Source organism: Massilia frigida (assembly GCF_011682175.1).
GTDB lineage: Bacteria > Pseudomonadota > Gammaproteobacteria > Burkholderiales > Burkholderiaceae_D > Telluria_A > Telluria_A frigida.
Window position 1 is genome coordinate 46561 of record NZ_WHJG01000038.1, and the last position, 24972, is coordinate 71532.

Genomic DNA, 24972 nt, shown 5'->3' on the forward strand with positions numbered 1-24972 from the left:
ACATTGCAGAGACGCTAATGACCAAGTATTTCGTTCGATCCGCTTGTGCGGCGACCCTCCTGATGGTGTGCGTCTTCGGCGCCCAGGCCGCGATCAAGCCGGGCGACGCGATACCGGTAGGGCCGCAGGTCAAGGTGGGCAAGCTGGCCAACGGACTGACTTACTACATCCAGAACAACGCCAAGCCGGCGAAAAAACTCGAACTGCGGCTGGTCGTCAAGGCCGGCTCGATCCTGGAAGACGAAGACCAGCAAGGCCTGGCCCACTTCACCGAACACATGGCCTTCAACGGCTCGACCAATTTCAAGAAGCACGAACTGGTCTCGTACCTGCAATCGATCGGGGTCAAGTTCGGCGCCGACCTGAATGCCTACACCAGCTTCGACGAAACAGTGTACATCCTGCCCATCCCCACCGACAACCGCGACAACATCGACAAGGGCTTCCTGGTGTTGCAGGACTGGGCCGGCGGCTTGACCATGAACGCGGCCGACATCGACAAGGAGCGCGGCATCATCCTGGAAGAACTGCGGCTCGGAAAAGGCGCCAACGACCGCATGAACAAGGTGCTGATGCCGAAGCTGTACAACGGCTCGCTGTACGCCAGGCGCCTGCCGATCGGGCAGGAACGCATCATCAAGCACTTCAAGCATGAGGCCATCCGGCGCTTCTACAAGGACTGGTACCGGCCCGACCTGATGGCGGTGGTGGTGGTGGGCGACATCGACCCGCTTGACGCACAGCGGCGCATCGAGCGGCATTTCGGACAGCTGAAAAATCCGGCCAGGGCACGCGCGCGCACCTACGCCGCCATTCCCACGCGCGCCCACACCGAGGCGCTGGTCGTGACCGACAAGGAAGCGACGGCCAATGCGCTGCTGATCCGCTATCCGGTGAAGGAAGCGATCGACAAGGGCACCTTCGGAGCCTACCGCGAAAAGCTGGTCGAGGCGCTGTTTACCGGCATGCTGGGCCAGCGCATGCAGGAACTGGCGCAGCAGGCCGACCCGCCATTCATGGCCGGCAGCAGCTCGGTGGGCAAGCTCACACCGCGCTACAACTCGTTCAATGCCGTCGCCTCGCTCGGCAAGGGCGGCGCCACGCCGGCGATCGAGGCGCTGGTGCAGGAAAACGCGCGCACGCGCCAGTTCGGCTTCAGTGCCCAGGAATTCGAGCGCGCGCGCAAGAACATGATGCGCCACTACGAACTGGCCTACAACGAACGTGACAAGACCGATTCGGGCAGCTACGTCAGCGAATACGTGCGCAATTTCCTCGAACAGGAAAGCATCCCCGGCATCGAGAACGAATACGCCTACGTGCGCGAGCTGCTGCCGGCGATTACCCTCGACGACATGAACCGCTACGCGCGCGCCACCATTCCGGCCGCCTCGGCCAAGCTGGTGGTGTACATGGGCAGCGCCAAGGACGACTCGCCGGCGCCGACCAGCGCCCAGCTGCTGGCGGCGGTGGCGGCGGCCGAAAAAGTGACGGTGAGCGCGCTGGAGCAAAAGACGCTGGCCACGGAGCTGATGGACAAGCCGCCAGCCGGTGGCAGCATCGTCGCGCAGAGCGAAGACAAGGCGCTGGGGTTGACCAAACTGACGTTGTCGAACGGCGTGAAAGTGATCCTCAAGCCGACCGACTTTCGCAACGACGAGGTGGTGATGAGCGCGGCGCGCTTCGGCGGCCAGACCCAGTTCGGCGAGGCCGACATCATCAACGCGCGCTACGCGAATGCGGTGGTGGGCACGATGGGGCTGAAAGACCATTCGCCGCTCGACCTGCAGAAGGTTTTGGCGGGCAAGACCGCCACGGTCAACGTCACGCTGGGGAACCATGTGGACGGCATTACCGGCAGCACCGCCAACGACGACATGGAAACCATGCTGCAACTGGTGTATCTGCGCATGACGGGCGTGCGGCGCGACGAGGGCCTGTACAAGTCCTTCATCGGCAAGCAGGTGGAAGCGGCGCGCAATGCGATGGCGCAGCCGGAGTCGGTGTTTCGCGACACGCTGGTGAGCACCCTGTACCAGGACAATCCGCGCGTGGGCCGCACGGCGCGCCCGGGCGACTTCGACAAGCTCGATCTGGAGCGCGCGCTGGCGGTCTACCGCGCGCGCTTTTTCAGCGCCAAGGACATGACCTTCATTTTCGTGGGCAGTTTCGACATGGCCAAGGTCAAGCCGCTGCTGGCCACTTACCTGGGCGCACTGCCGGTGGGCGATATCGAGATCGGCTACAAGGATGCCGGCGTGCGTCCGGTGCGCGGGGTGGTGAAGAAGGAAGTGCGCAGCGGCTCGGAAGCGAAGAGCAGCGTATCGCTCAACTTCAGCGGCGAGGCGCCGTACTCGGACGACGAAGCGATGCGCTTCCAGGCGATGCTGGAAGTGATCAACATCCGCATCACCGACATCCTGCGCGAGAAGCTGGCCCTGATTTACGGCGGCGGCATGAGCGGCAGCTTGAGCAAATACCCGTACGAGAATTACCTGATCACGGCCGCGCTGCCGACCGGGCCGGCCAATGTGGACAAGGTGATCGCCGCCGCGATGGCCGAGATTGCGCGCATGAAGGAGCAAGGGCCGGACCTGGCGGACTTGAACAAGGTCAAGCAGAACTGGCTGCAAAACCACCAGAAATCGCTGCGCGAGAATGGTTACTGGATCAACCGCCTGCAAACGGCCGAGCTGCAGGGCAGCGATCCGCACGAGATCCTGGCGTATCCGACCAAGGTGGAGGCGATCACGCCGGAACAGTTGAAGCAGGCCGCGCGGCGCTACTTCGACATGAACAATTACGTGCAGCTGGTGCTGTATCCGGAAAAATGATGCGCCGGGCGCAGCTCCTTACTTGAGATAGCGCTCGAACCACGCCACCGTGCGGGCGCGCTGGTCGCGCTGGTGGGCGGGCTTGCGGATCGCGTGGCCTTCGCCATCGTAGATCACCAGCGCGGTCGGCGTGCCCATGGCGCGCAAGCCGTGCCAGAACTCCATCGATTGCACCGCCGGCGTTTCGACGTCGCGCTCGCCCACGTACAGCAAGGTGGGGGTTTTGGCGGCCTTGATCGATTCGATCGGCGAGGCGGCCCGGTACGCGGCCGGGTCGTCGTAGGCCGAGGCGCCGAAGAAGGGAATCATCCACTGGTCGATACCGTTCTGGCCGTAGTAGCTGATCCAGTTGGCGATGCCGGCGCCGGCCACCGCAGCCTTGAAGCGGTCGCTGTGGGTGACGCCCCACATGGTCATGAAGCCGCCGTAGGAGTGTCCCATCAAGCCAAGGCGGCCGGCGTCCACCGGCGCCAGCTTCAGCACGGCGTCGACGCCGGCCAGGATGTCGCGCCAGTCGCCGCCGCCGAAATCGCGCTTGTTGGCGCTGCTGAAGGCCATGCCCTGGCCAAAGCTGCCGCGCGGATTGGGCAGGAACACGTAGTAGCCCTTGCGCGCCAGGTCGCGCAGCAACGGGTTGGCTTGTTCGCCGTCGGAGACGAAGCGCGGCGAGGCGGCCGATGCGGGTCCGCCATGCACCTGCACCACCATCGGATATTTTTTACCCGGCTCGGTCGCCAGCGGCGCGAGCAGCCAGCCCTGCATGTTGAAGCCCTCGTTGCTCCATTCGACGCTGGTGGCGCGCACCTGTGGCGCGAAGGCGTCGTTGTCGCGCGTGATGGCGGCCAGCTGCGGCAGGCGTCCGGCGACGATGCGCGGCGCGCGTGTGAAGTCTTCATGCACGGAGGCGGCGATGGCGCCATCGGCGCTGAAGACGAAGCGTCCCTGGCGCGCGCCGGCCGCGCCGACGGCGCCCGACCACAGGGTGCGCGTGCTGCGTTTGGCCGGGTCGATGCCCAGCACCGCGTGCGCGCTGCCGACCAGCGCCGAGGCGAGCAGCTGCCTGCCCTGCCAGGCCAGCCCGTTGAAGGAGCCGGCGAAGCGCGGGGTGACGTTGTGCGGCTCGCCGCCCGTCAGCGGCACGGTATAGACGTCGCCGCCGACCGCGCCGAAGTCGCTCATGAGGCCTCCGATGAAAGCCACGCTGCGCCCGTCGGGCGAGACGCGCGGGATCGTCATTTGCATCCTGGGGGCGGCCAGCACGCGCAGTGCGCCGCTGGCGGCGTCCACGTGACCCAAGGTGGCAACCCACCAGTTGTTGTCGCCGTTGCCCTTGGCGCTGGTGACGGCGAAGCCTTTGCCGTCCGGGGTCCAGTCGTATTCGTAAATGTAGCTGTCGGACGGAGAGAGCATGGCCAGTTCGCCGCCGTGCGCGGCAACAAGGGCGAGGCGCTGGGCGTCGTCCTGCGTGCCGATTTCGCCGATCTGGCGCGCACCCGCTTCGACCGCACCGGCGAGCTTTTTCGCGCCCGGGGTGGCCAGCAGCGAAAGCAGTTTGCCGTCCGGCGACCAGCGCACGCTGCTGGCCACGCCCTTGAGCGAGGCGACCGGCATGGCGCCCGCGGCGCCGGCGACGTAGACGGTGGCGCTGCCGGCCCTGGCGTCGGCGCTGATGAAGGCCAGCGATTGGCGGTCGGGCGACCAGGCGGGATGGTCGTAGGTGCAAGTGGCGCAGGGGTCGTACTGGGCCAGGATGGCGCCGCTGGCGGCGTCGCGCACGACCACGATGGCGTGCGGGCGCAGCGGCAGGCCGCCCGGGTCGAGCGATTCGAGGGCGGCGATGCGCTTGCCGTCAGCGCTGATGGCCAGGCCGCGATAGTCGCGCAGGGCGGCAGGTTCGGCGGCCAGGGCGGGAGCGCTGGCCAGCATGGCGGAGAACAGGACTGTGTGCAGGTGTGCCATGGGCGTGCTTTTGTGTGTGAACGACTGGATCGACTGGCACCGTGCCCGCATGCCAGACCTGACAGCGGCTGGACTTACACGGCGGGCGGGGCGGCGCCGTCGAGGCGGATTTCGGCATACATTTCGCCCTCCTCGTCCAGCCCGGTTTCGACGAAACCCAGGCTGGCGTAGAAGTTCTTTGCCGTCGGATTGGTCGGCCAGTAGCAAATCTGGATCACTGTCGCATCCGGACGGCTGCGGATTTCGTCGAGCACCAGGCCAATGGCGCGCCGTCCGTAGCCTTTGCCCTGTTCGCCGCTGTCGACCATGAAGCGGTAGATCGCGTATGCGCCCGGCTGGCCATCGTCCGCCAGCGACACGTACATCAGGAATCCGATCGGCTTGTCGTCGAGATAGATGGCGCGCGTGAAGAAGCTGTCGCGGTAGAAGCTTGCTTGCGCGATCGAATAGGCGTTGCTGGCGAGGTAGTCTTGCTGCTGCGGGAGCAAGGGCAGCTCGATGATGGCATCGAAATTGTCTTCAGTTACAGCTCGCAGGGTAATTGTCATCGGCGGCTTTTGGTTGCGCTGGAGCGCGGTTGAACGAAGCGGAAGCGGCGCGGCCGCGTGGGCCGGCCGCCGGGAGTGAGGCCGGTCAGGCCTTGCCGACCGACAGCATGCGCTCGACGTAGCGGGCGATCAGGTCGATTTCCAGGTTGACCTTGCTGCCTGCACGCAAATGCTTGAGCGTAGTGGCGGAAATCGTGTGCGGAATCAGGTTGATCGAGAAACGGCACAGCTTGCCCGATGCGGCATCCAGGTCTTCCACCCGGTTGACCGTGAGCGAGACGCCGTTGATGACGACCGAGCCCTTGAAGGCGAGGAATTTGGCCAGGTCGTGCGGGGCGTCGATGACCAGTTCCCACGATTCGCCCACGGCCTCGAAGCGGTGTACCTGCCCCAGTCCGTCGACGTGGCCCGACACCAGGTGGCCGCCCAGGCGCTCGGCCAGGGTCAGCGCTTTTTCGAGGTTGACTTCGCCGGGCGCGTCGAGGCCGACCGTGCAGTTGAGGCTTTCGCGCGAGACGTCGACGCTGAAGGCGGCATCTGTCTTGGCGACCACGGTCATGCAAGCGCCGTTGATGGCGATCGAGTCGCCCAGGGCGACATCGGCCAGCGGCAGGCCGCCGGCATCGATGTCGAGCCGGACGCCCGCCTCAAGGCCGCCTTCGAGTGCCTGGACGGAGCTGATCTTGCCGACGGCGGCGACGATTCCTGTAAACATGCTGGTCTATTCCTTGGTGTGGGTAAAGCGGGCGAGGATGCGCAGATCCTCGCCCAGCGGGTGAACGTTATGAAAGCGCAGGCGTTGTTGCTGGTCGAGGCTGCTCAAGGCGGGCAGCGCGAACATGCCCTGGGCTTCGCCGAGCAGGCTCGGCGCCAGGTAGACGAGCAATTCGTCGACGCAGCCCTCGCGGATCATCGATCCGCCCAGCTTGGCGCCGGCTTCGACGTGCAGTTCGTTGATGTCGCGCCGGCCCAGTTCGCGCATCAGGGGCGGCAGGTCGACCTTGCCGGCTTCGTTGGGCAGCAGGATGACGTCGTGGCCGGCGGCGCGCAGCACGGCTTCCCGGGCGGGATCGGGCACGGCGGCCACGATCCAGCAGGGGGCGCCGGCCAGCACGCGGGCGGCGGGATCGATCTCGAGCCGGCTATCGACGATGATGCGGCGCGGCTGGCGCGGTGTATCGACGCCGCGCACGGTCAGTTGCGGGTCGTCGGCCTTGACGGTGCCGATGCCGGTGAGAATGGCGCAGGCGCGCGCGCGCCAGGCGTGGCCGTCGGCACGCGCCTCGGGTCCGGTAATCCATTGGCTGGCGCCATTGTGCAGGGCGGTCATGCCGTCGAGGCTGGCGGCGGTCTTGAGGCGGACCCAGGGAACGCCGCGCTGCATGCGCGACAGGAAGCCGACATTGAGTTCGCGCGCTTCGGCCTCATGCAAGCCGGCACTGACGGCGATACCGGCGGCAGCCAGCTTGGCCAGCCCCTGGCCCGCGACCAGGGGATTGGGGTCGACCATGGCGGCGACCACGCGGCCCAGGCCGGCCCGCACCAGGGCGTCGGAGCATGGCGGGGTGCGCCCGTAATGGTTGCACGGTTCCAGGGTGACGTAAGCGGTGGCGCCGCGCACGTCGTGGTCACGGGCCTCGGCGTCGCGCAGGGCCTCGATTTCGGCGTGGGCCTGGCCTGCCGGTTGCGTGTGCCCGGCGCCGATCACCACGCCGTCGCGCACGATGACGCAGCCGACCCTCGGATTGGGCGAGGTCGTGTACAGCCCTTTGGCAGCCCAGTCGAGGGCCAGTGTCATGGCGGCAGAATCGGTAAGTAGTTGCACGGATATCCCAGCGTAAATGGCTGACCGAGATTTTACGCCAAGACAGGCATTCCCGCCCGCCGGGTGCACTGGCGGCAACGCTGGGTGCACCGGCGGCAACGCCGGGTGCACTGGTGGCAACGCTGGGCGCACTGGTGGCAACGCCGGGTGCACTGGTGGCAACGCTGGGCGCACTGGTGGCAACGCTGGGCGCACTGGTGGCAACGCTGGCCGACCGGAACTGGCTAAGGCCCCTCCTCTTCGCCGGCGCAGTCGGCGCCATCGCGCGCGGGGTCGCACACGCGGGCGCGGCCGAGCATATTGATCTTGATGCGGCGCGTCTGCCCGTCCTGGAACAGCGAGAGCGTTCCCCAGCGCGCGGCGGCGCTGCTGGCCGCGCTGCAACTGCGTCCGGCAGGGTTGTAGGCCAGGTAGTCAGGCAATTTCTGGCTGCTGAACACGGCGCTGACCACGATGCCGTTACCGACCGGGCCGTGCATGGAAATCAGTTCGTCGGCGGCGCCGGGACGGCGGTCGGCGTCGCGGTCGACAAATGTTACCCAGCCCAGGCTCCAGTCGGCGCCGCCAGGATCGGCCGGCGCCAGCATGACGCGCTGGCCGCGCGCCATGGCTTGCGTGCGGGTCAGGCCGATGGCGCCGGCGAGGTCGTTCACCGCCGCGTTGAGCCGGTAGTGGCGCAGCAGCGCGCGCATGTCCGGCATGACGACGGCGAGCACGATGGCGGCGATGCACAGCACCGTCATCAGCTCGACCAGCGAGAAGGCAGGCACGCGGCCCGCCCGGGCATGGTTCATGGCCAGCAGCCAGCGGCGCTGCCGCTGGCCGTGTGTTCGCCCATGCTGCTGAGCGTCAAGGTTTTGCAATCGCCATCGCGGAAGGTGGAGTCGACCCGGTCGGTGCCGGGAATGGCTTCGATGATGATGCAGCGCGTAATCGGCTGTCCCTCGCAGGCGTGCCCGCGCAACTCGTAGGCGCTGGACTTGGCGCTGCCGCCGGACCACCACTTGAAGTATCCCTGCTCCGGGTTGCCGGCGTCGGCCGAGAACGCCAGGTAGCGGTTGTGCTGGGTGAAATAGCGCTCCTGCTTTTGCATCAGTTCCAGCAGGACCGCCTGGGCTTCGGCGCGGCGCGCCTTGATGATGAAGTCCTGGTAGCCGGGATAGGCCAGCGCGGCCAGTACGACGACGATCGTCATCACGATCATCGTTTCGATCAGGGTAAAGCCTTGACTGCGTTTCATAGCCGACTCCCTTCGCTCAAGTGATTATTTTTTCTTGCTCGCGTCGTGCAGGTCTTGCCAGTTGGGTATTTCGCGCCAGCCCAGGCGGCGCGACGGGAACCGGACGACGACCTGCTGCGCCGGCGCAGCCTTGCCGCCTTCCTGCGCACGCACGATGGCGTAGGTGTGGGCCGCCTCGGCGCGTCCGGTGGCCGTGCGCACGCCCGTGCTGGCGCTCATTACAATCATCATCGGCGCCACGCCGGCCAGGGCGGTGTAGCGCTCGCCCGTGCTTTCCCCGGAGCGGGCCAGGCCGTCGGCGCCGATGGCGAAGCCGCTCAGCGCGTCGATCACATAGCTGCGCGACGCTGGCGCGGTGCACAGGTCGGCGCCGGGCAGCAAGGTGTCGACGATCAGCGTTCCAGCCCTGGACAGCGGGCTGCCGGCGACCCGTTCGCCGTCCAGCGCGGTCTGGGGGAAATCGAAAAACCAGCCCAGGGCAGCGGCCGGCCCGCCCAGCTCGGCATGCGCGCCCGTGACCGCGTAGCGCGCCGTGCCGGTCAGGGTGCGCGGCACAAGCCGGGCGCGCGACAGCGGCGGAGACGGCTTGCCAGCAACATCGTGCACGGCGTAAAACGATTGCGGCAGGAAACTGCTGCGCTGGGTATCGGCCAGTTCGAGGAATTTGCCGGTGCCGAACAGGACCAGGTAGCCGCCGCCGGGAGCGAACACAACGCGGGGCGCGTGCGCGATGGGCTGGCGCCGGCCACCCGCGTCGCGCGCGTCGAACAGGGGCGAGACGGCCGAGCCCCATGGCGCCGGCCCGCTGAAATCGACACGCCACAGCCGCCCCTGCAAGTCGCCAGCGTAGGCGTGGCGCACACTGGCGTCGCCCGCCATGGCCAGCGCCGGGGGCGACAGCGCGTTGGCCAGTGCCGGGTCGGACGCCGGGGCGTCGAAGCGGTAGTAATTGACGCCGCGCCGCCAGCGCTGCGAGGCCGGCTTGTCGGGCGCGAGCAGGAACAGCGCACCGTCGCCATCGGCGCTGCCGTTGTTGACGCCGCTGGCCACGACGACAAAGTCGCGGTACTGGGGCACGCCCTCCCTGACGGCGGTGCGAAAGCGCGCGACCAGCGGCGGCGCGGCCACGTGGCCCATGGCCGGGTCGTCGCGCTCGGTAAACTCCCACAGCGCGCCCAGGCCGGCCTGGAAGGCGGACGGGTCGGAGATATCGAGCGCAAACACACCGCGCGCGCCCATGCCCATGCCGGACGCGAGAATGGTACGCCAGCGCCCGTCCACCAGCGCTTCGCCGCTACCGGCGCTGGCGTCGACATAAGGCCGGTGGCGGTAGCCCGGACTGGCGAGCAGCGGCAGCGCCGGCAATAGCGCATTGGGCACGTAGGCGAACAGTTCGGCGCCGCTGGCCGCGTCGAAGGCGTGCAGCATGCCGTCGTTGGCACCGACGTAGGCCACGCTGCGCCGCGCCTGGTGGCGCCGGTGGAAATCGGCATACGCCGGGTCGGAACGCGATGCCGGCGGCGGGCCGACCAGCAAGGGCACGCTGTGAACGATGTCGCCGAGCACGCCCGCGCGGCGACGGAACACGCCGCCCGGGCGCCCTGCTTCCCTGCCGCGTTCGCCGCGCAGGAAGGCGGTGCGCGCTTCGCCCAGTCCGTCCGCCGCGCCACCGGCAAGGGGAACGTCGAGCAGCGTGCGCGATTCCTGCGGAAGGCTGGGCCATTCAAAAGGAATCGTGACCGTCTTGTCCGGCCGGTAGTCCAGCGTGTAGATCTTGCGCGCCGCCGGGTTCAAGGGCGGCAGCGGCGGAACCGCGCCGGCATTCCCGCCCAGCAGGTCGGATGCGTCCCAGTCCGGGGCCGGCGCGATGGCCGGCTCGCCGCCCTTGCCGATGGCTAGCGCGTGGCGTTGCAGGCTGCCGCTACCGGTCGCCAGATCATGGCTGGCCTGGAGGATGTAGCTGCGTCCCTTGCTTACCGGGCTGGCGACGGCGGCGCCTGGCGTCGCGCCGCCACTTGCGCCGGCAGCGGCGAACAGGGCGTCGATGGCGGGACCGATCGCCTGCGCGTCCCTGGCGGCAAAAAAGCCCGCCGGACTGCTGCCGTCGGCGCTCCATTCGGTATTGTCGTGCCGCTCGCCGCTGGTGATGAAGGGATTGCCATCGTCGTTGCGGTCGTTGAAGGCGCCGTATTTGGCGGCCAGGTAAAGCGCGCTGGCGTCCTTGCCCGCCGCCTTGCCCGATGCAGCGCCGAGTTCTAGCGCGATGCTGCTGACCGTGACCGGCTTGTCGCGCCGGATCGGGTTGGTGTGCGCCCAGTAGGCCGCGCCTGCCAGATACAGGCTGCCCGCGCCGTCGGGGCCGTCGTTGCGCAGGTCGAGCCCGCTCAAGTCCGGCCTGGGCGTGCCATTGCCGAAAGCGCCGCTGCGGTCGGCTTCCATGTCGCCCACGCGGCGGGTGGCCTGCATGACGTCGAAGCGAACCGGCCCGAAGGTGTCGGCGGCGCGCGCGGCATCGTTGCCGTCAGTCCGGGTGTTGCCGGGCACATGGCGGTCGTCGATGAAGGCGGCGTGGCCGATGGTGGCGATCACATTGCGCTGGCAGGCGGCGCCGACCGGATCGGCCCGGCTCGACCATGCCGGCAAGCCATCGCCGGGCGCGGCGGCAGTGCCCGGTTCGCGCCCCTGCAAATAGCGCAGGGCTTCGTCATACAGTTCTGCCCCGGGATCGCTGGCGGCGTAGCTGCCGGCAGTGGCAGGCTGGCTCCTGCCCGCCAGGTTGACGGACATGATCGTGCCGCTGGCCGCGCCGCTGCCCCGGTCGGGATTGGGTACCAGCACGCCCGTCAAGGCACTCCATTCGGCGCGCTGGTTGGCCTGCGCTTCGTAGCGCGGCGCGTCGAAGGCGGTCTCGCCGATGAACTTGAGCGGCGCGCGCAAGACGCCGCCATCGGGCGCCCTCTCCTTCTCGCGCGCGGCGGCCGGGTACGCCATCAGGCCGATGCGCGCCGCCCCCGCATGCCGCTGCAGCGCCCCTTCCGGCTTGAAGGCGGCCCCGTATGGACGGCACAAGCCGGGCCGGCTGGCGCTGTCGTCGGCGCCGCAGACGCGTACGCGCGCCAGAAATTCGCCATGGAACTTGTCGGACACCAGCCGCACGCCTCCGGCGCCGTAACGGGGTGCGTCGCACTTGCTGCCTTTGCTGGTGCCGCTGAACAGCACCCGGTTGCGGCACGACACGATGTACAAGTCGGCATTGCCGAACGGGGTCAGCGCCGCACTGTGCGCCGCTGCCAGCTTCTTGCGCGGAAAGTGTCGCGGATGGGCATAGAAATCTGCGTGCACCGCGCCATCGGGCAGCCACGCGCGCTGCAGCACGGTGATGCCGGGCTCGTCGATGACGCGGTCGCCGCCAGTCAGGCCCAGCCGCACGAGGTCGAGGGTGGATGCCGTGGCCCAGTTGAGCAGATTGCCGCTGAACCCGGCGCCGCCGCAGCCGTGCTGCGCATCGGCCGGCCCCATGGGCGAAAAATACCCCTGGCGCTCGTCCAGGTCGGGTTCGCGCACCGAACGCGAGTGCGCCCTGGTCGGGTACAGGTAGCACAGGCGCGGGTTGAAGTAGCCAGGATAGGCTAGCCCTTCCGCATACTCGCCACGGTAAGCCGCGCCGGCATCCTCGAACGTGAGCGACAGGTTGAGCAGCAGGTTGGGCGGCAAGCGGCCGGGCGCGCCGAGCACGCCGTCGGGCAGCACCAGCGGCGGCGCGGCCGATGCCAGGCAGGCGCCGCAGACGAGCACGAGTGCCAGCAGATGGCGACGGCAGGCAGGCAGCGGCCTCATGGCGCATCCTTGAGATAGAACGATTGCAGCACTACCCGGGTGGCGTCGAGCGCGCCGAAGCCGACGGCAGTGATGCGGTAGAAGTTGGCCGGCGGACGGGCGGCATCGGCGCCGGCCTGGGTGTGCGGCAACAGTTCGATCAGGTAGCGCGGCAATTTCAGCGGCAGCGTGCCTTTGCCCGACGGCAGCTGCGCGCCCGTGAAGCGGCCGTATCCGACCCCGCCCGGCAGCGGCCCGTCATTGCCCGACAGATCGACGTTTTGCCACGCCGGCTGCCCGGGCACGTGCCGGCACAGGCCGGCGTTGACCTCGGCTTCGGCCCCGCAGCCGTCAACGAAGCCGAGCGCGCTGCCGCGGGCAAACAGCGCCGCGCGCGCCGACAGGGGATCGCTGCCGCCTTCGATATCGTACTCGGCATCGGCCAGCGCCGACTCGGCTGCCTGGAAGGCGATGTGCCGGTCGCGTTCGTGGCGGGCGGATTTTTCGCCGTCGAGCGCGCTGCGGGCGGCGGACACGCCGATGATCATCAGCGCCAGCAGCACGAACAGGGCCGTCAGCATGACGGCGCCACCATGGCGGGCGCAAGGACAGGGAGCGCGGGGCATGGTGTCTCACAGGGCCGCATTGCGCAGCACGATGGTGGTGGCGAAGCTGCGCCGTTCGCGCCAGCGCAACGCAGGCGGCATGCGCGCTTCATCGGGCCGGGTACCGGGATCGGCCGCGCCGCCGTAGCCGGCACCGAACAGGTCGAACGCCTGGGGCTCGCGCTCGGGCGCGCCGCGCCGGGCACCGTGCAGCAGCAGCGCCACCTTGATGCTGGCCACCCGCTTCCAGTGGGTTTTACGGCGCAAGTCTTGCTCGCGCTCGGCCGGACTGGCGCCATCGAGCGCCAGGGCGGCGTCGAGCGCGTTGACGGCGCCGGCGCTGAGATACTGGTTGGGCAAGCCATCGGCCGGCGCGTCGGTGTCGAGGCCGTACAGCACCTGGAACGTGTCGACGCCCGCCACCAGCGCATCGCTGCGCCAGTTGTTCTGCCCCCGGTATTTGCAGCGCAGTTCAGCCGCGCCGCCCGCCGCCGGCGCGACGTAGAAAATGCTCCAGCCTTCGCTGCCGGCACCCACGCCGAAGCCGGCGCAACTGAGCATGCTGGCATCGCCCTCGGCGCCCTCGCCCACGCCGTCGAAACGCAGCGCCAGCACGTCGCTGCCGTTGATGCCGCCCGGGCGCGCACCGGCGATGCCGGCCCCGCCGCCAAGCCCATGGTCGTCCAGTCCGCCGATGCGGGCGGCGGCGCTGGCCGGCGACGGCGGCGCGTCTTCACGGTCGAGGTCGACAAAAGCGCCCTGGCGCGCCGCGCGTTCGATGGCGTCCAGCGCAAAGCGGCCGGCGTCGTCCACCCGCGCCAGGTCGTCCTGGGCGGCGTAGCCGGTCTGGGCCGACACCAGCACGGAAGCCGCAGCCAGTGAAACAAGCAGGCCGAGCAGCAGCGCGACCAGCAATTCCACCAGGGTCAGGCCGGCCTGGCGCCATCCGCGCCGCAAGGCCGCATGTGCGCTCATGGCGCACCCGTGCCGAGCATCAGCGCCACGGCAGGCGCCGATGGTGCGCCGGGGGCGGCATCGGCGGCGCCGTCGGCCCGCCTGGCGCGCCAGCCGAGCTTGATCACCACGGGCGCGCCGGCCGCGCTGGCGCACTCCCAGGCCAATGCCCGGCGCCCGTCATCCCACACGGTGGCGTCGCGGCAGACCGCGATGCGGCCACCGGGGAAACCCGCGTGCAGCGCGGCCACCGTGTCGGCGATGTCGAACTGGGCCAGCTGGGCGCTGCTGCACGAGCCCGCGCCGTAGCAGCCGGCGGGCGCGGGCGGCGGCGTGCCGTCCGCCGCATCGTAGCGCAGTTGCAGGTAGGGGTTGCCGAGATCGTCGCGCCGCATCTGGCCGGCATTGGCCTGCATGCGTTCGGCCAGGCTGGTGGCCAGTTGCACCCCGCGCGACATGAGACTGATTCCCTGGCGCGTACGCAGCGCCGCGACCTGGAGGCCGAGCGCGCCCAGGATGCCGACGGCGAGCAGCAGTACCGCCACCAGCACTTCGGTCAGCGTGAATCCGCCGGCGACAGGTTTTCGCAGTAAGCGCATGACTCCCCCGCAACGTTGAACAGACACGTCCGGTCATGACGCCGCGGCCCGGCAGGCAGGGCTGCACGGTTGCGTGGACGGGTGATCTGGATCGCTTGGGAGCTACGTTAACAGCGGTGGGTGCAAACGCGCATGGCCTGCCTCAAGCGTGTGAGCCGAACTATTTGCGTGGTTTGCGCTCGTGGCCTACTTCGGCAATGGCTTCCTGGAACTCGGCCAGGTCTTCGAAGTTTTTATACACGGACGCGAAGCGGATGTAGGCGATCTTGTCGAGGCGTTTCAGTTCCTGCATGACCAGCTCGCCCACGTGGCCGGTATCGACCTCGCGCTGTCCGCTGGTGAGCAGTTTTTCCTCGATCGAGGCGACTGCGCTGTCGATCGCTTCGGCCGACACCGGCCGCTTGCGCAGCGCCAGCATCAGGCTGCCGCGCAGCTTGCCCGAGGCGTACTCGGTGCGGCTGCCGTTTTTCTTGACCATGATCGGCATCGACAATTCGATCCGCTCATAGGTGGTGAAGCGCTTGTCGCACTTGACGCAGCGGCGCCGGCGCCGGATCGAATCGCCCTCCTCGGATACACGCGTATCGAGCACTTGCGTGTCTTCATGCTGACAGAAAGGACATTTCATGGGGCGCCGGGCTTGCTGTGAAAGGACGTGAGCTTACATCAAGCCGCGTAAACCGGGTACTTGTCGGTCAGCTTCTTGACTTCGGCCTTGACCCGTTCGACCACGGCGGCATCATTCGGGTTGTCGAGGATGTCCGCGATCAGGTTGCCGACCGTGGTCGCATCTTCTTCCTTGAAGCCGCGCGTGGTGAAGGCCGGGCTGCCGAGGCGGATGCCGGAAGTGACGAACGGTTTTTGCGGATCGTTCGGGATGCCGTTCTTGTTGCAGGTCATGTGGGCGGCGCCCAGCAAGGCTTCGGCTTCCTTGCCGGTCAGGTTCTTGGCGCGCAGGTCGACCAGCATCACGTGCGATTCGGTGCGGCCGGACACGATGCGCAGGCCGCGCGCGATCAGCGCCTTGGCCAGCGCGTCGGCGTTCTTGACAACCTGCTTCTGGTATTCGGTGAACGAGGGCTCGAGCGCTTCCTTGAAGGCGACCGCCTTGCCGGCAATCACGTGCATCAGCGGGCCGCCCTGGATGCCGGGGAAGATCGCCGAATTGATGGCCTTTTCGTGCTCGGCCTTCATCAGGATGATGCCGCCGCGCGGGCCGCGCAGCGATTTGTGCGTGGTCGAGGTGACGAAGTCGGCGTGCGGTACCGGGTTCGGGTACACACCGGCGGCGATCAGGCCGGCGTAGTGCGCCATGTCGACCATGAAGTACGCGCCCACGGCCTTGGCAACCTTGGCGAAACGCTCGAAATCGATCTTGAGCGAGAACGCCGAAGCGCCGGCGATGATCATTTTTGGCTTGTGCTCATGCGCAAGACGCTCCATGGCTTCGTAGTCGATGTCTTCCTGTTCGGTCAGGCCGTAGGACACCACATTGAACCACTTGCCCGACATGTTCAGCGCCATGCCGTGGGTCAGGTGACCGCCTTCGGCCAGGGACATGCCCATGATGGTGTCGCCCGGCTTGAGCATGGCGAAGAACACGCCCTGGTTGGCCTGGGAACCGGAGTTCGGCTGCACGTTGGCCGCTTCGGCGCCGAACAGTTGTTTGACACGGTCGATCGCCAGTTGTTCCGCGACGTCGACGAATTCGCAGCCGCCGTAGTAGCGCTTGCCCGGATAGCCTTCGGCATACTTGTTGGTCAGTTGCGAGCCCTGGGCTTGCATGACCGCTGGCGAGGTGTAGTTTTCGGACGCGATCAGTTCGATGTGATCTTGCTGGCGTGCGTTTTCCTTCTGGATTACACCCCACAGTTCCGGGTCAACATGGGCCAGCGTGTGTTCTTTTGAAAACATGAAAAAACTCCAATCGATAAGAGTGCGAGGCACCTGATTGCAAGGATCGAATGAGGGGAGCCGTCGAAAATGGAACAGGCAGCCTCATCGTGCGCTTCCATCGGTGGCTGCCCAGGCGAACGGCTGATGAAATCTCACGTTCCCCGGTGGATGCCCACCTTTCGCCGCCAGGCAGCAATGCGCCGCGACTTTTCGCCAGTTACGTGAGACATAATGGAGCCCAAATTGTAAGTTAAGTCCCCGATTAGGGCAAGGAATGGGATTGCCTAAATGGCAGGTAGCGGCCATTCCAGTCACTTCGACTACAATTGAGCACAGCTTCGCACTTCTTCAGGACACTACCATGATCGTTTTTATCACCGGCGCCTCCGCCGGCTTCGGCGCCGAAATGGCGCGTACCTTCGTCAACAACGGCCATCAGGTCGTGATCAGCGGGCGCCGCAAGGACCGCCTCGACGCCCTGGCAGCCGAGCTGGGCGACCTGGCTTTGCCGATCGTCATGGATGTCACCTGCAAGGAATCGATCAATGAAGCCTTGTCGATGCTGCCGCAGTCGTGGCGCCAGGTCGATGTGCTGATCAATAATGCCGGGCTGGCGCTCGGCACGCAGCCGGCCCACGAAGCCCCGCTGGCCGACTGGGAAACCATGATCGCGACCAATTGCACCGGGCTGGTGACGATGACGCGCGCCCTGCTGCCGGCCATGGTCGAGCGCGGCAGCGGGCTGATCATCAACCTGGGATCGGTGGCGGGCCACTATCCCTACCCGGGCGGCAATGTGTACGGCGCGACCAAGGCATTTGTCGACCAGTTCACGCTCAACCTGCGCGCCGACCTGGCGGGGACCGGCGTGCGCGCGACCAACGTGGCGCCGGGATTGTGCGGCGGGACCGAGTTTTCCAACGTGCGCTTCAAGGGCGACGACGCGGCCGCGGCCAAGGTGTACGAAGGCACGGTGCCGCTCACGGCCAAGGATATTGCGGCGACGGTATTCTGGATCGCCACCCTGCCGCCGCATATGAATATCAATACGATCGAGATGATGCCGACTTGCCAGGGGTTTTCGCCGTTTGCGATCAAGCGGACCTGAGGTTCCGTCGTTCCTGATACTGCCAGAAACGACTACCCGCGCCGCCCACGTCGTACCCGCGCAGGCGGGTACGACGGAGCGGCAAGTAACACAACTACAGCCCATGTAAGCGATTGTTACAGAACTTGGCACTTCGTTATCACTCACGTCTACTTGTGCCCCACCCAACCCGCGCCGGGTCATGTTTATGTACGCTTGCGTACATTTACAGCCCCGAAATCGCGTAAAATGTTTCCGATATTCACTTATGGCAAATAAAATGCCCTCTGTATTCAGCTGGCCGGTACGGGTCTATTACGAAGACACCGATGCCGGCGGCATCGTCTTTTACGCGAATTACCTCAAATTCTTCGAACGTGCACGCACCGAGTGGCTGCGCGCGGCCAACGTCGGCCAACAGGCCTTGCGCGACCAGCATGGCGCGATCTTCGTCGTCAAGAACGCCAGCATCGACTATCACGCGCCAGCCCGGCTCGATGATGCATTAAACTTGACATTGAGTATAGAAAAACTGGGACATGCCTCGGTCCTGTTCCTCCAGCAAGCCTGGCACGGCGATGTCTTGCTGGCCAGCGCAAGGGTCAAGGTCGGTTGCGTCGATGCCGCAACGCTGCGTCCACGCGCCCTGCCCGCCGCAAGCGCTGCTAAAATGCGTGCCGCCTGATACTTCACACCTAGAAAAATCCAACGCCCATGAATGCAGCCCAAGACCTTTCCTTTCTCGCCCTGATCGGTAACGCGCACCTGATCGTGCAATTGATCATGGCACTCTTGCTGGGCCTGTCCATCATGAGCTGGACCTATATCTTCCGCAAAGCCTTCGCCGTGCGCGCCGCCCGTCAGCAGACCGAACAGTTCGAGCGCAGCTTCTGGGCCGGCGGCAACCTGCACACCCTGCACCAGAACGCCAGCACCACGCGCGAGCAAAGCGGCGCGCTGGCACGCATCTTCGAAGCCGGCATGGGCGAGTTCATCAAGGGCAAGCAAGCCTCTTCCCAGCGCGATCCGCTCGACACCGGCGCCGTGCTCGATGGCGCCCGGCGCGCCATGCGCGCCGCCTTCCAGCGCGAACTCGACGGCCTCGACTCGCACCTGAACTTCCTGGCCTCGGTCGGTTCGGTCTCGCCCTACATCGGCCTGCTCGGCACTGTGTGGGGCATCATGAACGCCTTCCGCGGCCTGGCCAACGTGCAGCAAGCGACCCTGGCGGCGGTTGCGCCCGGCATTGCCGAAGCGCTGATCGCGACCGCCATCGGCCTGTTCGCGGCCATTCCGGCCGTGGTCGCGTACAACCGCTTCACGCACGATATCGACCGCCTGGCCATCCGCTTCGAGAGCTTCGTCGAAGAATTCTCGAACATCTTGCAGCGCCAGTCGCGCTGATCGGAGTCACTGATGGCCTCGTTTTCCAGCAGCCTGCGCGGCGGACGCAAACGCAAGTTCAAGTCCGAAATCAACGTCGTTCCCTACATCGACGTGATGCTGGTGTTGCTGATCATTTTCATGGTCGTGCCGCCCGCCAATAGTCCGAGCGTGATCAACCTGCCGAGCGCCGAGAAATCCGCGCTGCCGCCGGACGACTATATCCAGATCGTGCTCAAGCCCAACGCCAGCCTGAGCATCGGCGTGAACGGCAAGAACAGCGCCGCGCCCGAGACGCTGCCGAACCGCGCCGCCCTGCTGCGCCGCCTGCGCAGCTTGCATGGCGAGCATCCCGAGTATCCGGTCATGATTGCCGGCGACCGCGACAGCAAGTACGACGACGTGATCCAGCTCGTTTCCGAAGCGAAGAAGATGGGCATCAACCGGGTCGGCCTTGCCACCAAGTGAAGACGATGGCGCCCCTCCCCCCCGCCGCCCACGCTGGCGGCCCTTACATTGTTCCGCCGGAGCCGAGCCGCACCCCGGCCATCCTGCTGGCGCTGGCGGTGCACGCCGGCTTGCTGCTGTTCCTGTGGGCCGGCATCAGCTGGCAGAATGTCGCCCCCACCACCACCGAGGCTGAAGTGTGGGACATGCAAGTCCGCGAAGCCGGCCCGGCCGCGCCCGACGAGCCGCCGCCGCCGCCGCGCGTGGTGAAACCGGTGGAACCGCCCAAGCCGGTGGAAAAGGCCGTGGAAAAACCGGTCGAGAAAGCGGTTGAAAAGCCACCCGCCGTCAAGCCGCCGGACATCGCGCTCGAACGCGAAAAGAAGCTCAAGGAACAAAAGCTCAAGCAGGATCAGCGCCTGGCCGAGGAAAAGCGCGAGCTCGAGAAAGCCCGCAAGGAGCTGGCCGAACAAAAGAAGCGCGACGAGCAAAAGAAACTGGCCGACGAGAAGAAACTCGACGAGCAAAAGAAATTGGCCGAGCAGAAGAAGCACGACCAGAAGAAGCACGAGCAGGAAAAGGCGGAACAGGACAAGCTCGCCGACAAGCTGGCCCAGGACAAAGCCGCCAAGGCCGACAAAGCGGCCAAGGACAAGAAACTGGCCGAAGAGAAGAAGAAACTCGACCAGTTGCGCGATGCTGAAATGCGCCGCATCACGGGCGGCCCCGGCGGCCCCGGCGACAACGATCACAAAACCGCACCGAAAGGCGACCCGAGCTACTTCGGCGCGATCGGCGCCAAGATCAAGAGCAACCTGAATTACACGGGCAGCACCAGCATGGCCGGCGATCCGGAAGCGGTGTACCAGATCGAACAATGGCCGACCGGCGAAATCAAGTCGGTCAAGAAGATCAAAAGCAGTGGCGTGCCGGCATACGACCTGGCGGTGGAAAACGCGATTGCCAAATCGTCGCCGCTGCCACGGAAAAATGATGGTACGGTAGATCGTTCAGTTCCCGCGGCATTCAAATTGAAGGAAACCCAGAAAAACCATGACTAAATTCAGCACACTGATCCTGACCGGGGCCCTGATCACCGGTTCGTCGGCCTACGCGCAAATGCGCGTGGAAGTCATCGGCGTCGGCAGCAACCAGATTCCGATTGCCGTCGCCGCCTTCGCCGAAGAAGGCGTGGCGCCAGCGCAGATTTCGGCCATCATCCGTGCCGACCTCGAGCGCAGCGGCATGTTCAAGATCATCGAGGCCGGCAGCACCCTGTCGGAAACTTCGTCGATCGATTACAGCCAGTGGAAATCGCGCGGCGCCGATGCGCTGGTGGTGGGCAGCGTGCAAAAGCTGGCCGACGGCCGCTTTGAAGTGCGCTACAAGCTGCACGACACCATCAAGACCAACCAGTTGTCGAGCCTGACCCAGGCCGCGCAACCGAAATACACGCGCCTGTCGGCCCACAAGATCGCCGACGATATTTACGAAAAGCTGACCGGCAGCCGGGGCGCCTTCGCCACCCGCGTGGCGTACGTGAATGAAAACCGCGGCGCGCGCGATTACCGCCTCGAAATCGCCGATGCCGATGGCGAAGCGGTGCAGGTGGCGGTGCGCTCGAACGAGCCGATCATTTCGCCATCGTGGTCGCCGGACGGCACCAAGGTCGCCTACGTCTCGTTTGAAAAACGCAAGCCGATCATCTACGTCCAGGACCTGGTGACAGGCGGGCGCAAGATCGTGGTCAACGAAAAGGGCAGCAATTCGGCGCCATCCTGGTCGCCCGACGGCACCCGCCTGACGGTGGCGCTGTCGAAGGACGGCCATACCCAGGTCTACGTGGTGGGCGTCGATGGCAGCGGCCTGCGGCGCGTCTCGAACAGTAACGGCATCGATACCGAACCGCAGTTTTCGGCCGACGGCCAGACCATCTATTTCACGAGCGACCGCAGTGGCGGCCCGCAAATCTACAAAATGCCTGTCGGCGGCGGCAATGCACAGCGCGTGACCTTCAATGGCAGTTACAATATCAGCCCGCGCGTCTCCTCGGACGGCAAGACCCTGGCCTGGGTATCCCAGCGTGACGGTGGCTATTCCCTCTATGCGATGGACCTGGCCAGCGGCCAGGAACTGCGCCTGGCCGATGCGGCCACCGAACCGAGTTTTTCGCCCAACGGCAAATACATCATGTACGCAACCAAAGGCGGCGGCCGTACTTCGCTGGCTGTGGTGTCGGTCGATGGAAGGGTCAAGCAGCGCTTAACAACCCAGGCAGGAAACATCAGGGAGCCCAACTGGGGTCCCTTCATGAAGTAAAACGAAGTCCAAACGTCATTCACGTCATTTTTAACACCGACCAGGAGAAGAACCAATGCGCAATTTCAAAAGCCTAGCAGTCGTCGTCACGAGCGCCGCCCTGCTCTCAGCCTGCAACACGCCAGTCAAGGAAACCCCGACCCCGGTGACCGAGCGTCCAGTCGTCGCCAAGCCTGACGTTGCCGCCGACAAGCGCGACGTCAACCCGGTCGAGACCGGCTCGGTCGATCCGCTCAACGATCCAAAAGGCGCTTTGGCAGCCCGCAGCGTCTACTTCGACCTCGACAGCTATGTCGTGCGCGAAGATGGCAAGCCGATCGTCGAAAACCACGCCGGCTACCTGAGCAAGAACAAAGGCCGCAAGATCATCATCCAGGGCAATACCGACGAACGCGGCGGCACCGAGTACAATCTGGCGCTGGGCCAGAAACGTGCCGAAGCCGTGCGCAAGTCGATGGCCTCGCTGGGCGTGGCCGAGTCGCAGATGGAAGCGGTCTCGCTGGGCGAAGAAAAGCCAAAAGCTACCGGTGGCGGCGAAGCGGCATGGGCGGAAAACCGTCGTGCCGATATCGTCTATTAATCGCTTGCCGTAAGCGGCATCCGGACCATCGGGGCGGCGCGCAGTGCGAACTGTGCCCGCCCCGCTGACCTTGCGCGGTGCGTTTTGCCGCCCGGGTCCCGTGGTTTTCAGTTTCAACGGTTTTGAAAGAGTCACGATCATGATCACACTGTCCAAGTCCCGCATTGCCGCCGCCTGTGTCGCGCTGGCCGCCTGGATGCCGCTGCAAGGCCACGCCGGCCTGCTCGACGACGATGAAGCGCGCAAGGCCATCCTCGACCTGCGCGCCAAGGTCGAGAACCTGACGCGCGAGCTCAACGCCCGCATCGACACCAAGGCCGACCGCAGCAGCGCGCTCGACATGGTGAACCAGCAGGAACAGGCCCTGTCCGAGATTGCCAAATTGCGCGGCCAGGTGGAAGTGCTGAGCAATGAACTGAGCAATGCCCAGAAGCGCCAGAAGGATTTATACGGCGACCTCGACGAGCGCTTGCGCAAGCTCGAACCGCGCCAGGTGACCATCGACGGGCGCGAGGCGGCGGTCGACCCGAACGAGCAGCGCTCCTACGATGCGGCCATGGTCCTGTTCAAGGGCGGCGACTACAAGACGGCGGCAACGGCGCTGGGCGAGTTCGTGCGCCGCTATCCGGCCTCGGGCTATGCCGCCAACGCCCAATACTGGCTGGGCAACGCCTACTACGCGCTGCGCGACTACAAGAGTGCGATTTCGGCGCAGGAAGTGGTGGTCAGCCAGTACCGCGACAGCGCCAAGGCGCCGGACGCCATCCTCAACATCGCCAGCAGCTATACCGAGTTGAAAGATATCAAGAACGCCAAGAAGGCCCTCAAGGAACTGGTGCTCAAGTATCCGGACTCGAGCGCGGCGCAAGCGGCCAAAGACCGGCTGGCGGTGCTTAAATAGCAGCGTGATGTAACACTGCGGTAAAAAATGTATGCAGGGGCATTTGACAGAAGCACGGATGCCCCCTATAATCTTGCTTCTTCGGGTCGTTAGCTCAGCTGGTAGAGCAGCGGACTTTTAATCCGTTGGTCGCAGGTTCGAATCCCGCACGGCCTACCACGAATACAGCAGTACAGATCAGGGTTAGTGAGCGCAAGCTCCCTAACCCTTTTTTGCGACCGCTCAAAAAATATTCGCCAATTGGGGAACCGCGTTGCAGCGCAGAGCTACATTTCAGGGCCGCGCTGCGCCAACGTATTGCTTCACGATCGTGTCATACGAGCTGTTGGCGCGGATGATCTTCAGGCCGGCATTGAAGGCGTCGCGCACGCGCGCGTCGCGAAATACCGCCTTGCGCGGGCTTTCAGGGAAAATCCTGTGATAGGTCACCGCCTGCGTGGAATCGATCTGCGGTTCGAGCTTGTCGCTGAAGTAGCGAAAAATCAAGCGATCTCCCACCACCACATCGACCCTTCCCATGAAGAGCAGCTTGTTTTGGGTGATCTGGGATGGCAATTCCCTATAGTCCGAATGGCCGCTCACGACCAAACCAAAGCGATCACCTAGAACCATGCTGGCATTCTGGAATGCCGCCACCGAATAGTTGGACAAATCCTCAATTTGCCGAAGTTTCAAGTTGCGACTGGTGAGCGTGGTCGCGACGTTTTGGTAAACGATGTAAGTGTCAGTAAAGTAATCTTGGCCACCGATTCCTTCCGTCGTCGAGAGCATGCCGTCGAGCTGGCCGGCACGCAGCATCGCCAGCGCGCGCGTCTGCGGCAACATCTGGCCAACCAGCTTGTAGCCGCCGGCCGCCAGCGCCTGTTTGGCGATGTCGTAATCGAGGCCCGCCGTACCCGATTCCATGATGTAGGGTGGCTTCGACAGACCCATGCCGACATTCACTTCCTGCAATCTCAATTCTTGTGCGCGCGCCGTGCCGCCCAGCGCGCCAACGCAAGCGATGGCAAGCAGGATGACAAAGAGCGACCATTTTCCCGGTTGCGCTCGCAACTGTGGTGTATGGTGAAACAGCATGCCGCCCCCCCCCAAAAAAAAGCTGTGGATGATAGCCATCACAATATACCAAGCCGAGTGAAATTTATACTCTCATGGCATTGTATCGCGACGATCTTTGGCAACACAATCCAGCAATGGGCCGCTTGCCTCGCACTTGGAAAATGGACAAGTACAGGTGGACGGAAACAATTCAGGGCCACATCAAATCTGGGGAATATTCAGGAGGCGAAAGCACTCCTTCAGGGTGAAAGGTGTCCAAGAATAGTCGGAAATATTCCCCACGTTTTTCGCTGAAAGCCGGTATCCATGCGGCTCCTTGATCAATTGCATCGCGGACTTTTAATCCCTTGGTCGCAGGTTCGCATCCCGCACGGCCTACCACGAATACAGCAGAAAAGAAAAAGAGGCATCCGCCCTCCTCCTGCTCAGTGCCTGCGGTGGTGGTGGAAGTGGTGGCAATGGCGGCACGACCCCGCCCGTATCGAACAATGGCGGCACCCCACCCGTAGGGGGCGATGCCGGCACGCCGCCAGCATCGAACGGATGGCTGCAATTTTCGCCTGCCAGCATCAGCATCACCGCCTTCCAGGGCCGGCCCGACGAAATCAAGCTCAGCGCCCGGGCCAGCAGTAACATTTCACAGAACGCGCGCATCGCCATCGTCGACAGCAAGGGCGTGATCAGCACGGACGTGTCGATCAACAAGACCAGCGAGCTCGACTACAAGCTTGTGCTCCAGCTGGCCGACACGCTGGCGCCGGGCCGCCACGACAGCAGGATCGAAGGACGTCTGTGCTAGGAGTCTGCGCGGCAGAAACTTGATATCATCCATGTCAACCGAGCAAACGCATTTTTGACCGATGACATCAAGCTATCTTCCCTACGAGCCGCAGCAGCAAATGCTGCTGCCCCACGCACTG

At 65.3% G+C, this 24972-nt stretch carries 24 protein-coding genes, 1 tRNA gene and 1 riboswitch; of the genes, 11 read left to right on the top strand and 14 right to left on the bottom strand.

Translation table 11 applies throughout. From position 1 onward, the window contains the following. The first annotated feature begins 17 nt into the window (after nt 1–17). Entirely contained in the window at nt 18–2834 is a 2817-nt protein-coding gene (locus tag F2P44_RS27000) for a M16 family metallopeptidase (RefSeq protein ID WP_167091396.1), read from the top strand. 18 nt (nt 2835–2852) lie between these two features. Here F2P44_RS27000 and F2P44_RS36445 read toward each other — a convergent pair whose 3' ends face one another. From F2P44_RS36445 to glyA, 12 genes are all read right to left on the bottom strand, one after another. After that, on the bottom strand, nt 2853–4793 hold the full coding sequence (locus F2P44_RS36445; RefSeq protein ID WP_167091398.1) for a S9 family peptidase: 1941 nt from the start codon (nt 4791–4793) through the stop codon (nt 2853–2855). A 74-nt stretch (nt 4794–4867) separates the two neighbouring features. Continuing rightward, entirely contained in the window at nt 4868–5341 is a 474-nt protein-coding gene (locus F2P44_RS27010; protein ID WP_167091400.1) for a GNAT family N-acetyltransferase, read from the bottom strand. Nucleotides 5342–5426: 85 nt separating this feature from the next. After that, entirely contained in the window at nt 5427–6056 is a 630-nt protein-coding gene (locus F2P44_RS27015) for a riboflavin synthase (protein WP_167091402.1), read from the bottom strand. 6 nt (nt 6057–6062) lie between these two features. Further along, complete coding sequence (ribD, locus tag F2P44_RS27020) at nt 6063–7139, bottom strand: bifunctional diaminohydroxyphosphoribosylaminopyrimidine deaminase/5-amino-6-(5-phosphoribosylamino)uracil reductase RibD (RefSeq protein WP_187363441.1); 1077 nt, start codon at nt 7137–7139, stop codon at nt 6063–6065. 251 nt (nt 7140–7390) lie between these two features. After that, nucleotides 7391–7960, bottom strand: coding sequence for a GspH/FimT family pseudopilin (locus F2P44_RS27025; RefSeq protein WP_167091406.1), 570 nt, complete (start codon nt 7958–7960; stop codon nt 7391–7393). Next, the gene (locus tag F2P44_RS27030; RefSeq protein ID WP_167091408.1) at nt 7957–8406 is read right to left on the bottom strand and encodes a type IV pilin protein; all 450 of its coding nucleotides are present in this window, start codon (nt 8404–8406) and stop codon (nt 7957–7959) included. The genes F2P44_RS27025 and F2P44_RS27030 overlap by 4 nt, the downstream gene beginning before the upstream one ends. Nucleotides 8407–8430: 24 nt before the next feature. After that, on the bottom strand, nt 8431–12243 hold the full coding sequence (locus tag F2P44_RS27035) for a pilus assembly protein (protein ID WP_167091411.1): 3813 nt from the start codon (nt 12241–12243) through the stop codon (nt 8431–8433). Next, the gene (locus F2P44_RS27040) at nt 12240–12803 is read right to left on the bottom strand and encodes a pilus assembly PilX family protein (RefSeq protein ID WP_167091414.1); all 564 of its coding nucleotides are present in this window, start codon (nt 12801–12803) and stop codon (nt 12240–12242) included. Before F2P44_RS27040 ends, F2P44_RS27035 begins: the two co-directional genes overlap by 4 nt. Before the next feature lie 51 nt (nt 12804–12854). After that, nucleotides 12855–13802 carry a PilW family protein gene (locus F2P44_RS27045; protein ID WP_167091416.1) on the bottom strand — a complete coding sequence of 316 codons (948 nt, stop codon included), beginning with the start codon at nt 13800–13802 and terminating at the stop codon, nt 12855–12857. After that, nucleotides 13799–14380 (bottom strand): type IV pilus modification protein PilV, encoded by a 582-nt coding sequence (gene pilV / locus F2P44_RS27050; RefSeq protein ID WP_167091419.1) that lies wholly within the window; start codon nt 14378–14380, stop codon nt 13799–13801. Before pilV ends, F2P44_RS27045 begins: the two co-directional genes overlap by 4 nt. A gap of 160 nt (nt 14381–14540) precedes the next feature. Then, nucleotides 14541–15008: a transcriptional regulator NrdR gene (gene nrdR, locus F2P44_RS27055; RefSeq protein WP_167091421.1), complete on the bottom strand. Its 468-nt coding sequence runs from the start codon at nt 15006–15008 to the stop codon at nt 14541–14543. Nucleotides 15009–15046: 38 nt separating this feature from the next. Next, nucleotides 15047–16294, bottom strand: a complete 1248-nt coding sequence (glyA, locus tag F2P44_RS27060; protein WP_167091424.1) for a serine hydroxymethyltransferase — start codon at nt 16292–16294, stop codon at nt 15047–15049. 102 nt (nt 16295–16396) lie between these two features. Further along, nucleotides 16397–16507, bottom strand: a riboswitch (ZMP/ZTP riboswitch). A gap of 130 nt (nt 16508–16637) precedes the next feature. Here glyA and F2P44_RS27065 point away from each other — a divergent pair. The 9 genes from F2P44_RS27065 to F2P44_RS27105 all read left to right on the top strand — a co-directional run bounded on the left by F2P44_RS27065 (nt 16638) and on the right by F2P44_RS27105 (nt 23152). After that, nucleotides 16638–17384 carry an SDR family oxidoreductase gene (locus tag F2P44_RS27065; protein WP_167091427.1) on the top strand — a complete coding sequence of 249 codons (747 nt, stop codon included), beginning with the start codon at nt 16638–16640 and terminating at the stop codon, nt 17382–17384. Nucleotides 17385–17643: 259 nt separating this feature from the next. Further along, nucleotides 17644–18048 (top strand): tol-pal system-associated acyl-CoA thioesterase, encoded by a 405-nt coding sequence (gene ybgC / locus F2P44_RS27070; protein WP_167091430.1) that lies wholly within the window; start codon nt 17644–17646, stop codon nt 18046–18048. 29 nt (nt 18049–18077) lie between these two features. Then, on the top strand, nt 18078–18767 hold the full coding sequence (gene tolQ / locus F2P44_RS27075; protein ID WP_054263555.1) for a protein TolQ: 690 nt from the start codon (nt 18078–18080) through the stop codon (nt 18765–18767). Between the two features lie 12 nt (nt 18768–18779). Next, nucleotides 18780–19214 carry an ExbD/TolR family protein gene (locus F2P44_RS27080; RefSeq protein ID WP_167091433.1) on the top strand — a complete coding sequence of 145 codons (435 nt, stop codon included), beginning with the start codon at nt 18780–18782 and terminating at the stop codon, nt 19212–19214. Between the two features lie 5 nt (nt 19215–19219). Next, on the top strand, nt 19220–20254 hold the full coding sequence (gene tolA, locus F2P44_RS27085; protein WP_167091436.1) for a cell envelope integrity protein TolA: 1035 nt from the start codon (nt 19220–19222) through the stop codon (nt 20252–20254). Next, on the top strand, nt 20247–21512 hold the full coding sequence (tolB, locus tag F2P44_RS27090; RefSeq protein WP_167091439.1) for a Tol-Pal system beta propeller repeat protein TolB: 1266 nt from the start codon (nt 20247–20249) through the stop codon (nt 21510–21512). Before tolA ends, tolB begins: the two co-directional genes overlap by 8 nt. A gap of 55 nt (nt 21513–21567) precedes the next feature. Next, nucleotides 21568–22092, top strand: coding sequence for a peptidoglycan-associated lipoprotein Pal (gene pal, locus F2P44_RS27095; RefSeq protein WP_167091442.1), 525 nt, complete (start codon nt 21568–21570; stop codon nt 22090–22092). Between the two features lie 139 nt (nt 22093–22231). Next, nucleotides 22232–22993 carry a tol-pal system protein YbgF gene (ybgF, locus tag F2P44_RS27100; protein WP_167091445.1) on the top strand — a complete coding sequence of 254 codons (762 nt, stop codon included), beginning with the start codon at nt 22232–22234 and terminating at the stop codon, nt 22991–22993. Nucleotides 22994–23076: 83 nt separating this feature from the next. Continuing rightward, a tRNA-Lys gene (locus F2P44_RS27105) sits at nt 23077–23152 on the top strand. Nucleotides 23153–23266: 114 nt separating this feature from the next. Here F2P44_RS27105 and F2P44_RS27110 read toward each other — a convergent pair. Together F2P44_RS27110 and F2P44_RS27115 are read right to left on the bottom strand one after the other, a co-directional pair. Beyond that, nucleotides 23267–24109, bottom strand: a complete 843-nt coding sequence (locus F2P44_RS27110) for a substrate-binding periplasmic protein (RefSeq protein ID WP_167091448.1) — start codon at nt 24107–24109, stop codon at nt 23267–23269. A gap of 318 nt (nt 24110–24427) precedes the next feature. Beyond that, nucleotides 24428–24739 carry a hypothetical protein gene (locus tag F2P44_RS27115; RefSeq protein WP_167091451.1) on the bottom strand — a complete coding sequence of 104 codons (312 nt, stop codon included), beginning with the start codon at nt 24737–24739 and terminating at the stop codon, nt 24428–24430. On the opposite strand from F2P44_RS27115, the gene F2P44_RS36230 reads away from it, so the two are divergent. After that, nucleotides 24729–24851 carry a hypothetical protein gene (locus F2P44_RS36230; protein WP_267877634.1) on the top strand — a complete coding sequence of 41 codons (123 nt, stop codon included), beginning with the start codon at nt 24729–24731 and terminating at the stop codon, nt 24849–24851. The two genes, F2P44_RS27115 and F2P44_RS36230, sit on opposite strands and share 11 nt — an antisense overlap. Nucleotides 24852–24972 lie beyond the last annotated feature (121 nt).

Excerpts from the sequence above, each read along its gene's own strand:
- F2P44_RS27000 (WP_167091396.1), top strand. The coding sequence starts at position 18 with ATGACCAAGTATTTCGTTCGATCCGCTTGTGCGGCGACCCTCCTGATG.
- F2P44_RS36445 (WP_167091398.1), bottom strand. The coding sequence starts at position 4,793 with ATGGCACACCTGCACACAGTCCTGTTCTCCGCCATGCTGGCCAGCGCT.
- F2P44_RS27010 (WP_167091400.1), bottom strand. The coding sequence starts at position 5,341 with ATGACAATTACCCTGCGAGCTGTAACTGAAGACAATTTCGATGCCATC.
- F2P44_RS27015 (WP_167091402.1), bottom strand. The coding sequence starts at position 6,056 with ATGTTTACAGGAATCGTCGCCGCCGTCGGCAAGATCAGCTCCGTCCAG.
- ribD (WP_187363441.1), bottom strand. The coding sequence starts at position 7,139 with ATGACACTGGCCCTCGACTGGGCTGCCAAAGGGCTGTACACGACCTCG.
- F2P44_RS27025 (WP_167091406.1), bottom strand. The coding sequence starts at position 7,960 with ATGAACCATGCCCGGGCGGGCCGCGTGCCTGCCTTCTCGCTGGTCGAG.
- F2P44_RS27030 (WP_167091408.1), bottom strand. The coding sequence starts at position 8,406 with ATGAAACGCAGTCAAGGCTTTACCCTGATCGAAACGATGATCGTGATG.
- F2P44_RS27035 (WP_167091411.1), bottom strand. The coding sequence starts at position 12,243 with ATGAGGCCGCTGCCTGCCTGCCGTCGCCATCTGCTGGCACTCGTGCTC.
- F2P44_RS27040 (WP_167091414.1), bottom strand. The coding sequence starts at position 12,803 with ATGCTGACGGCCCTGTTCGTGCTGCTGGCGCTGATGATCATCGGCGTG.
- F2P44_RS27045 (WP_167091416.1), bottom strand. The coding sequence starts at position 13,802 with ATGAGCGCACATGCGGCCTTGCGGCGCGGATGGCGCCAGGCCGGCCTG.
- pilV (WP_167091419.1), bottom strand. The coding sequence starts at position 14,380 with ATGCGCTTACTGCGAAAACCTGTCGCCGGCGGATTCACGCTGACCGAA.
- nrdR (WP_167091421.1), bottom strand. The coding sequence starts at position 15,008 with ATGAAATGTCCTTTCTGTCAGCATGAAGACACGCAAGTGCTCGATACG.
- glyA (WP_167091424.1), bottom strand. The coding sequence starts at position 16,294 with ATGTTTTCAAAAGAACACACGCTGGCCCATGTTGACCCGGAACTGTGG.
- F2P44_RS27065 (WP_167091427.1), top strand. The coding sequence starts at position 16,638 with ATGATCGTTTTTATCACCGGCGCCTCCGCCGGCTTCGGCGCCGAAATG.
- ybgC (WP_167091430.1), top strand. The coding sequence starts at position 17,644 with ATGCCCTCTGTATTCAGCTGGCCGGTACGGGTCTATTACGAAGACACC.
- tolQ (WP_054263555.1), top strand. The coding sequence starts at position 18,078 with ATGAATGCAGCCCAAGACCTTTCCTTTCTCGCCCTGATCGGTAACGCG.
- F2P44_RS27080 (WP_167091433.1), top strand. The coding sequence starts at position 18,780 with ATGGCCTCGTTTTCCAGCAGCCTGCGCGGCGGACGCAAACGCAAGTTC.
- tolA (WP_167091436.1), top strand. The coding sequence starts at position 19,220 with ATGGCGCCCCTCCCCCCCGCCGCCCACGCTGGCGGCCCTTACATTGTT.
- tolB (WP_167091439.1), top strand. The coding sequence starts at position 20,247 with ATGACTAAATTCAGCACACTGATCCTGACCGGGGCCCTGATCACCGGT.
- pal (WP_167091442.1), top strand. The coding sequence starts at position 21,568 with ATGCGCAATTTCAAAAGCCTAGCAGTCGTCGTCACGAGCGCCGCCCTG.
- ybgF (WP_167091445.1), top strand. The coding sequence starts at position 22,232 with ATGATCACACTGTCCAAGTCCCGCATTGCCGCCGCCTGTGTCGCGCTG.
- F2P44_RS27110 (WP_167091448.1), bottom strand. The coding sequence starts at position 24,109 with ATGGCTATCATCCACAGCTTTTTTTTGGGGGGGGGCGGCATGCTGTTT.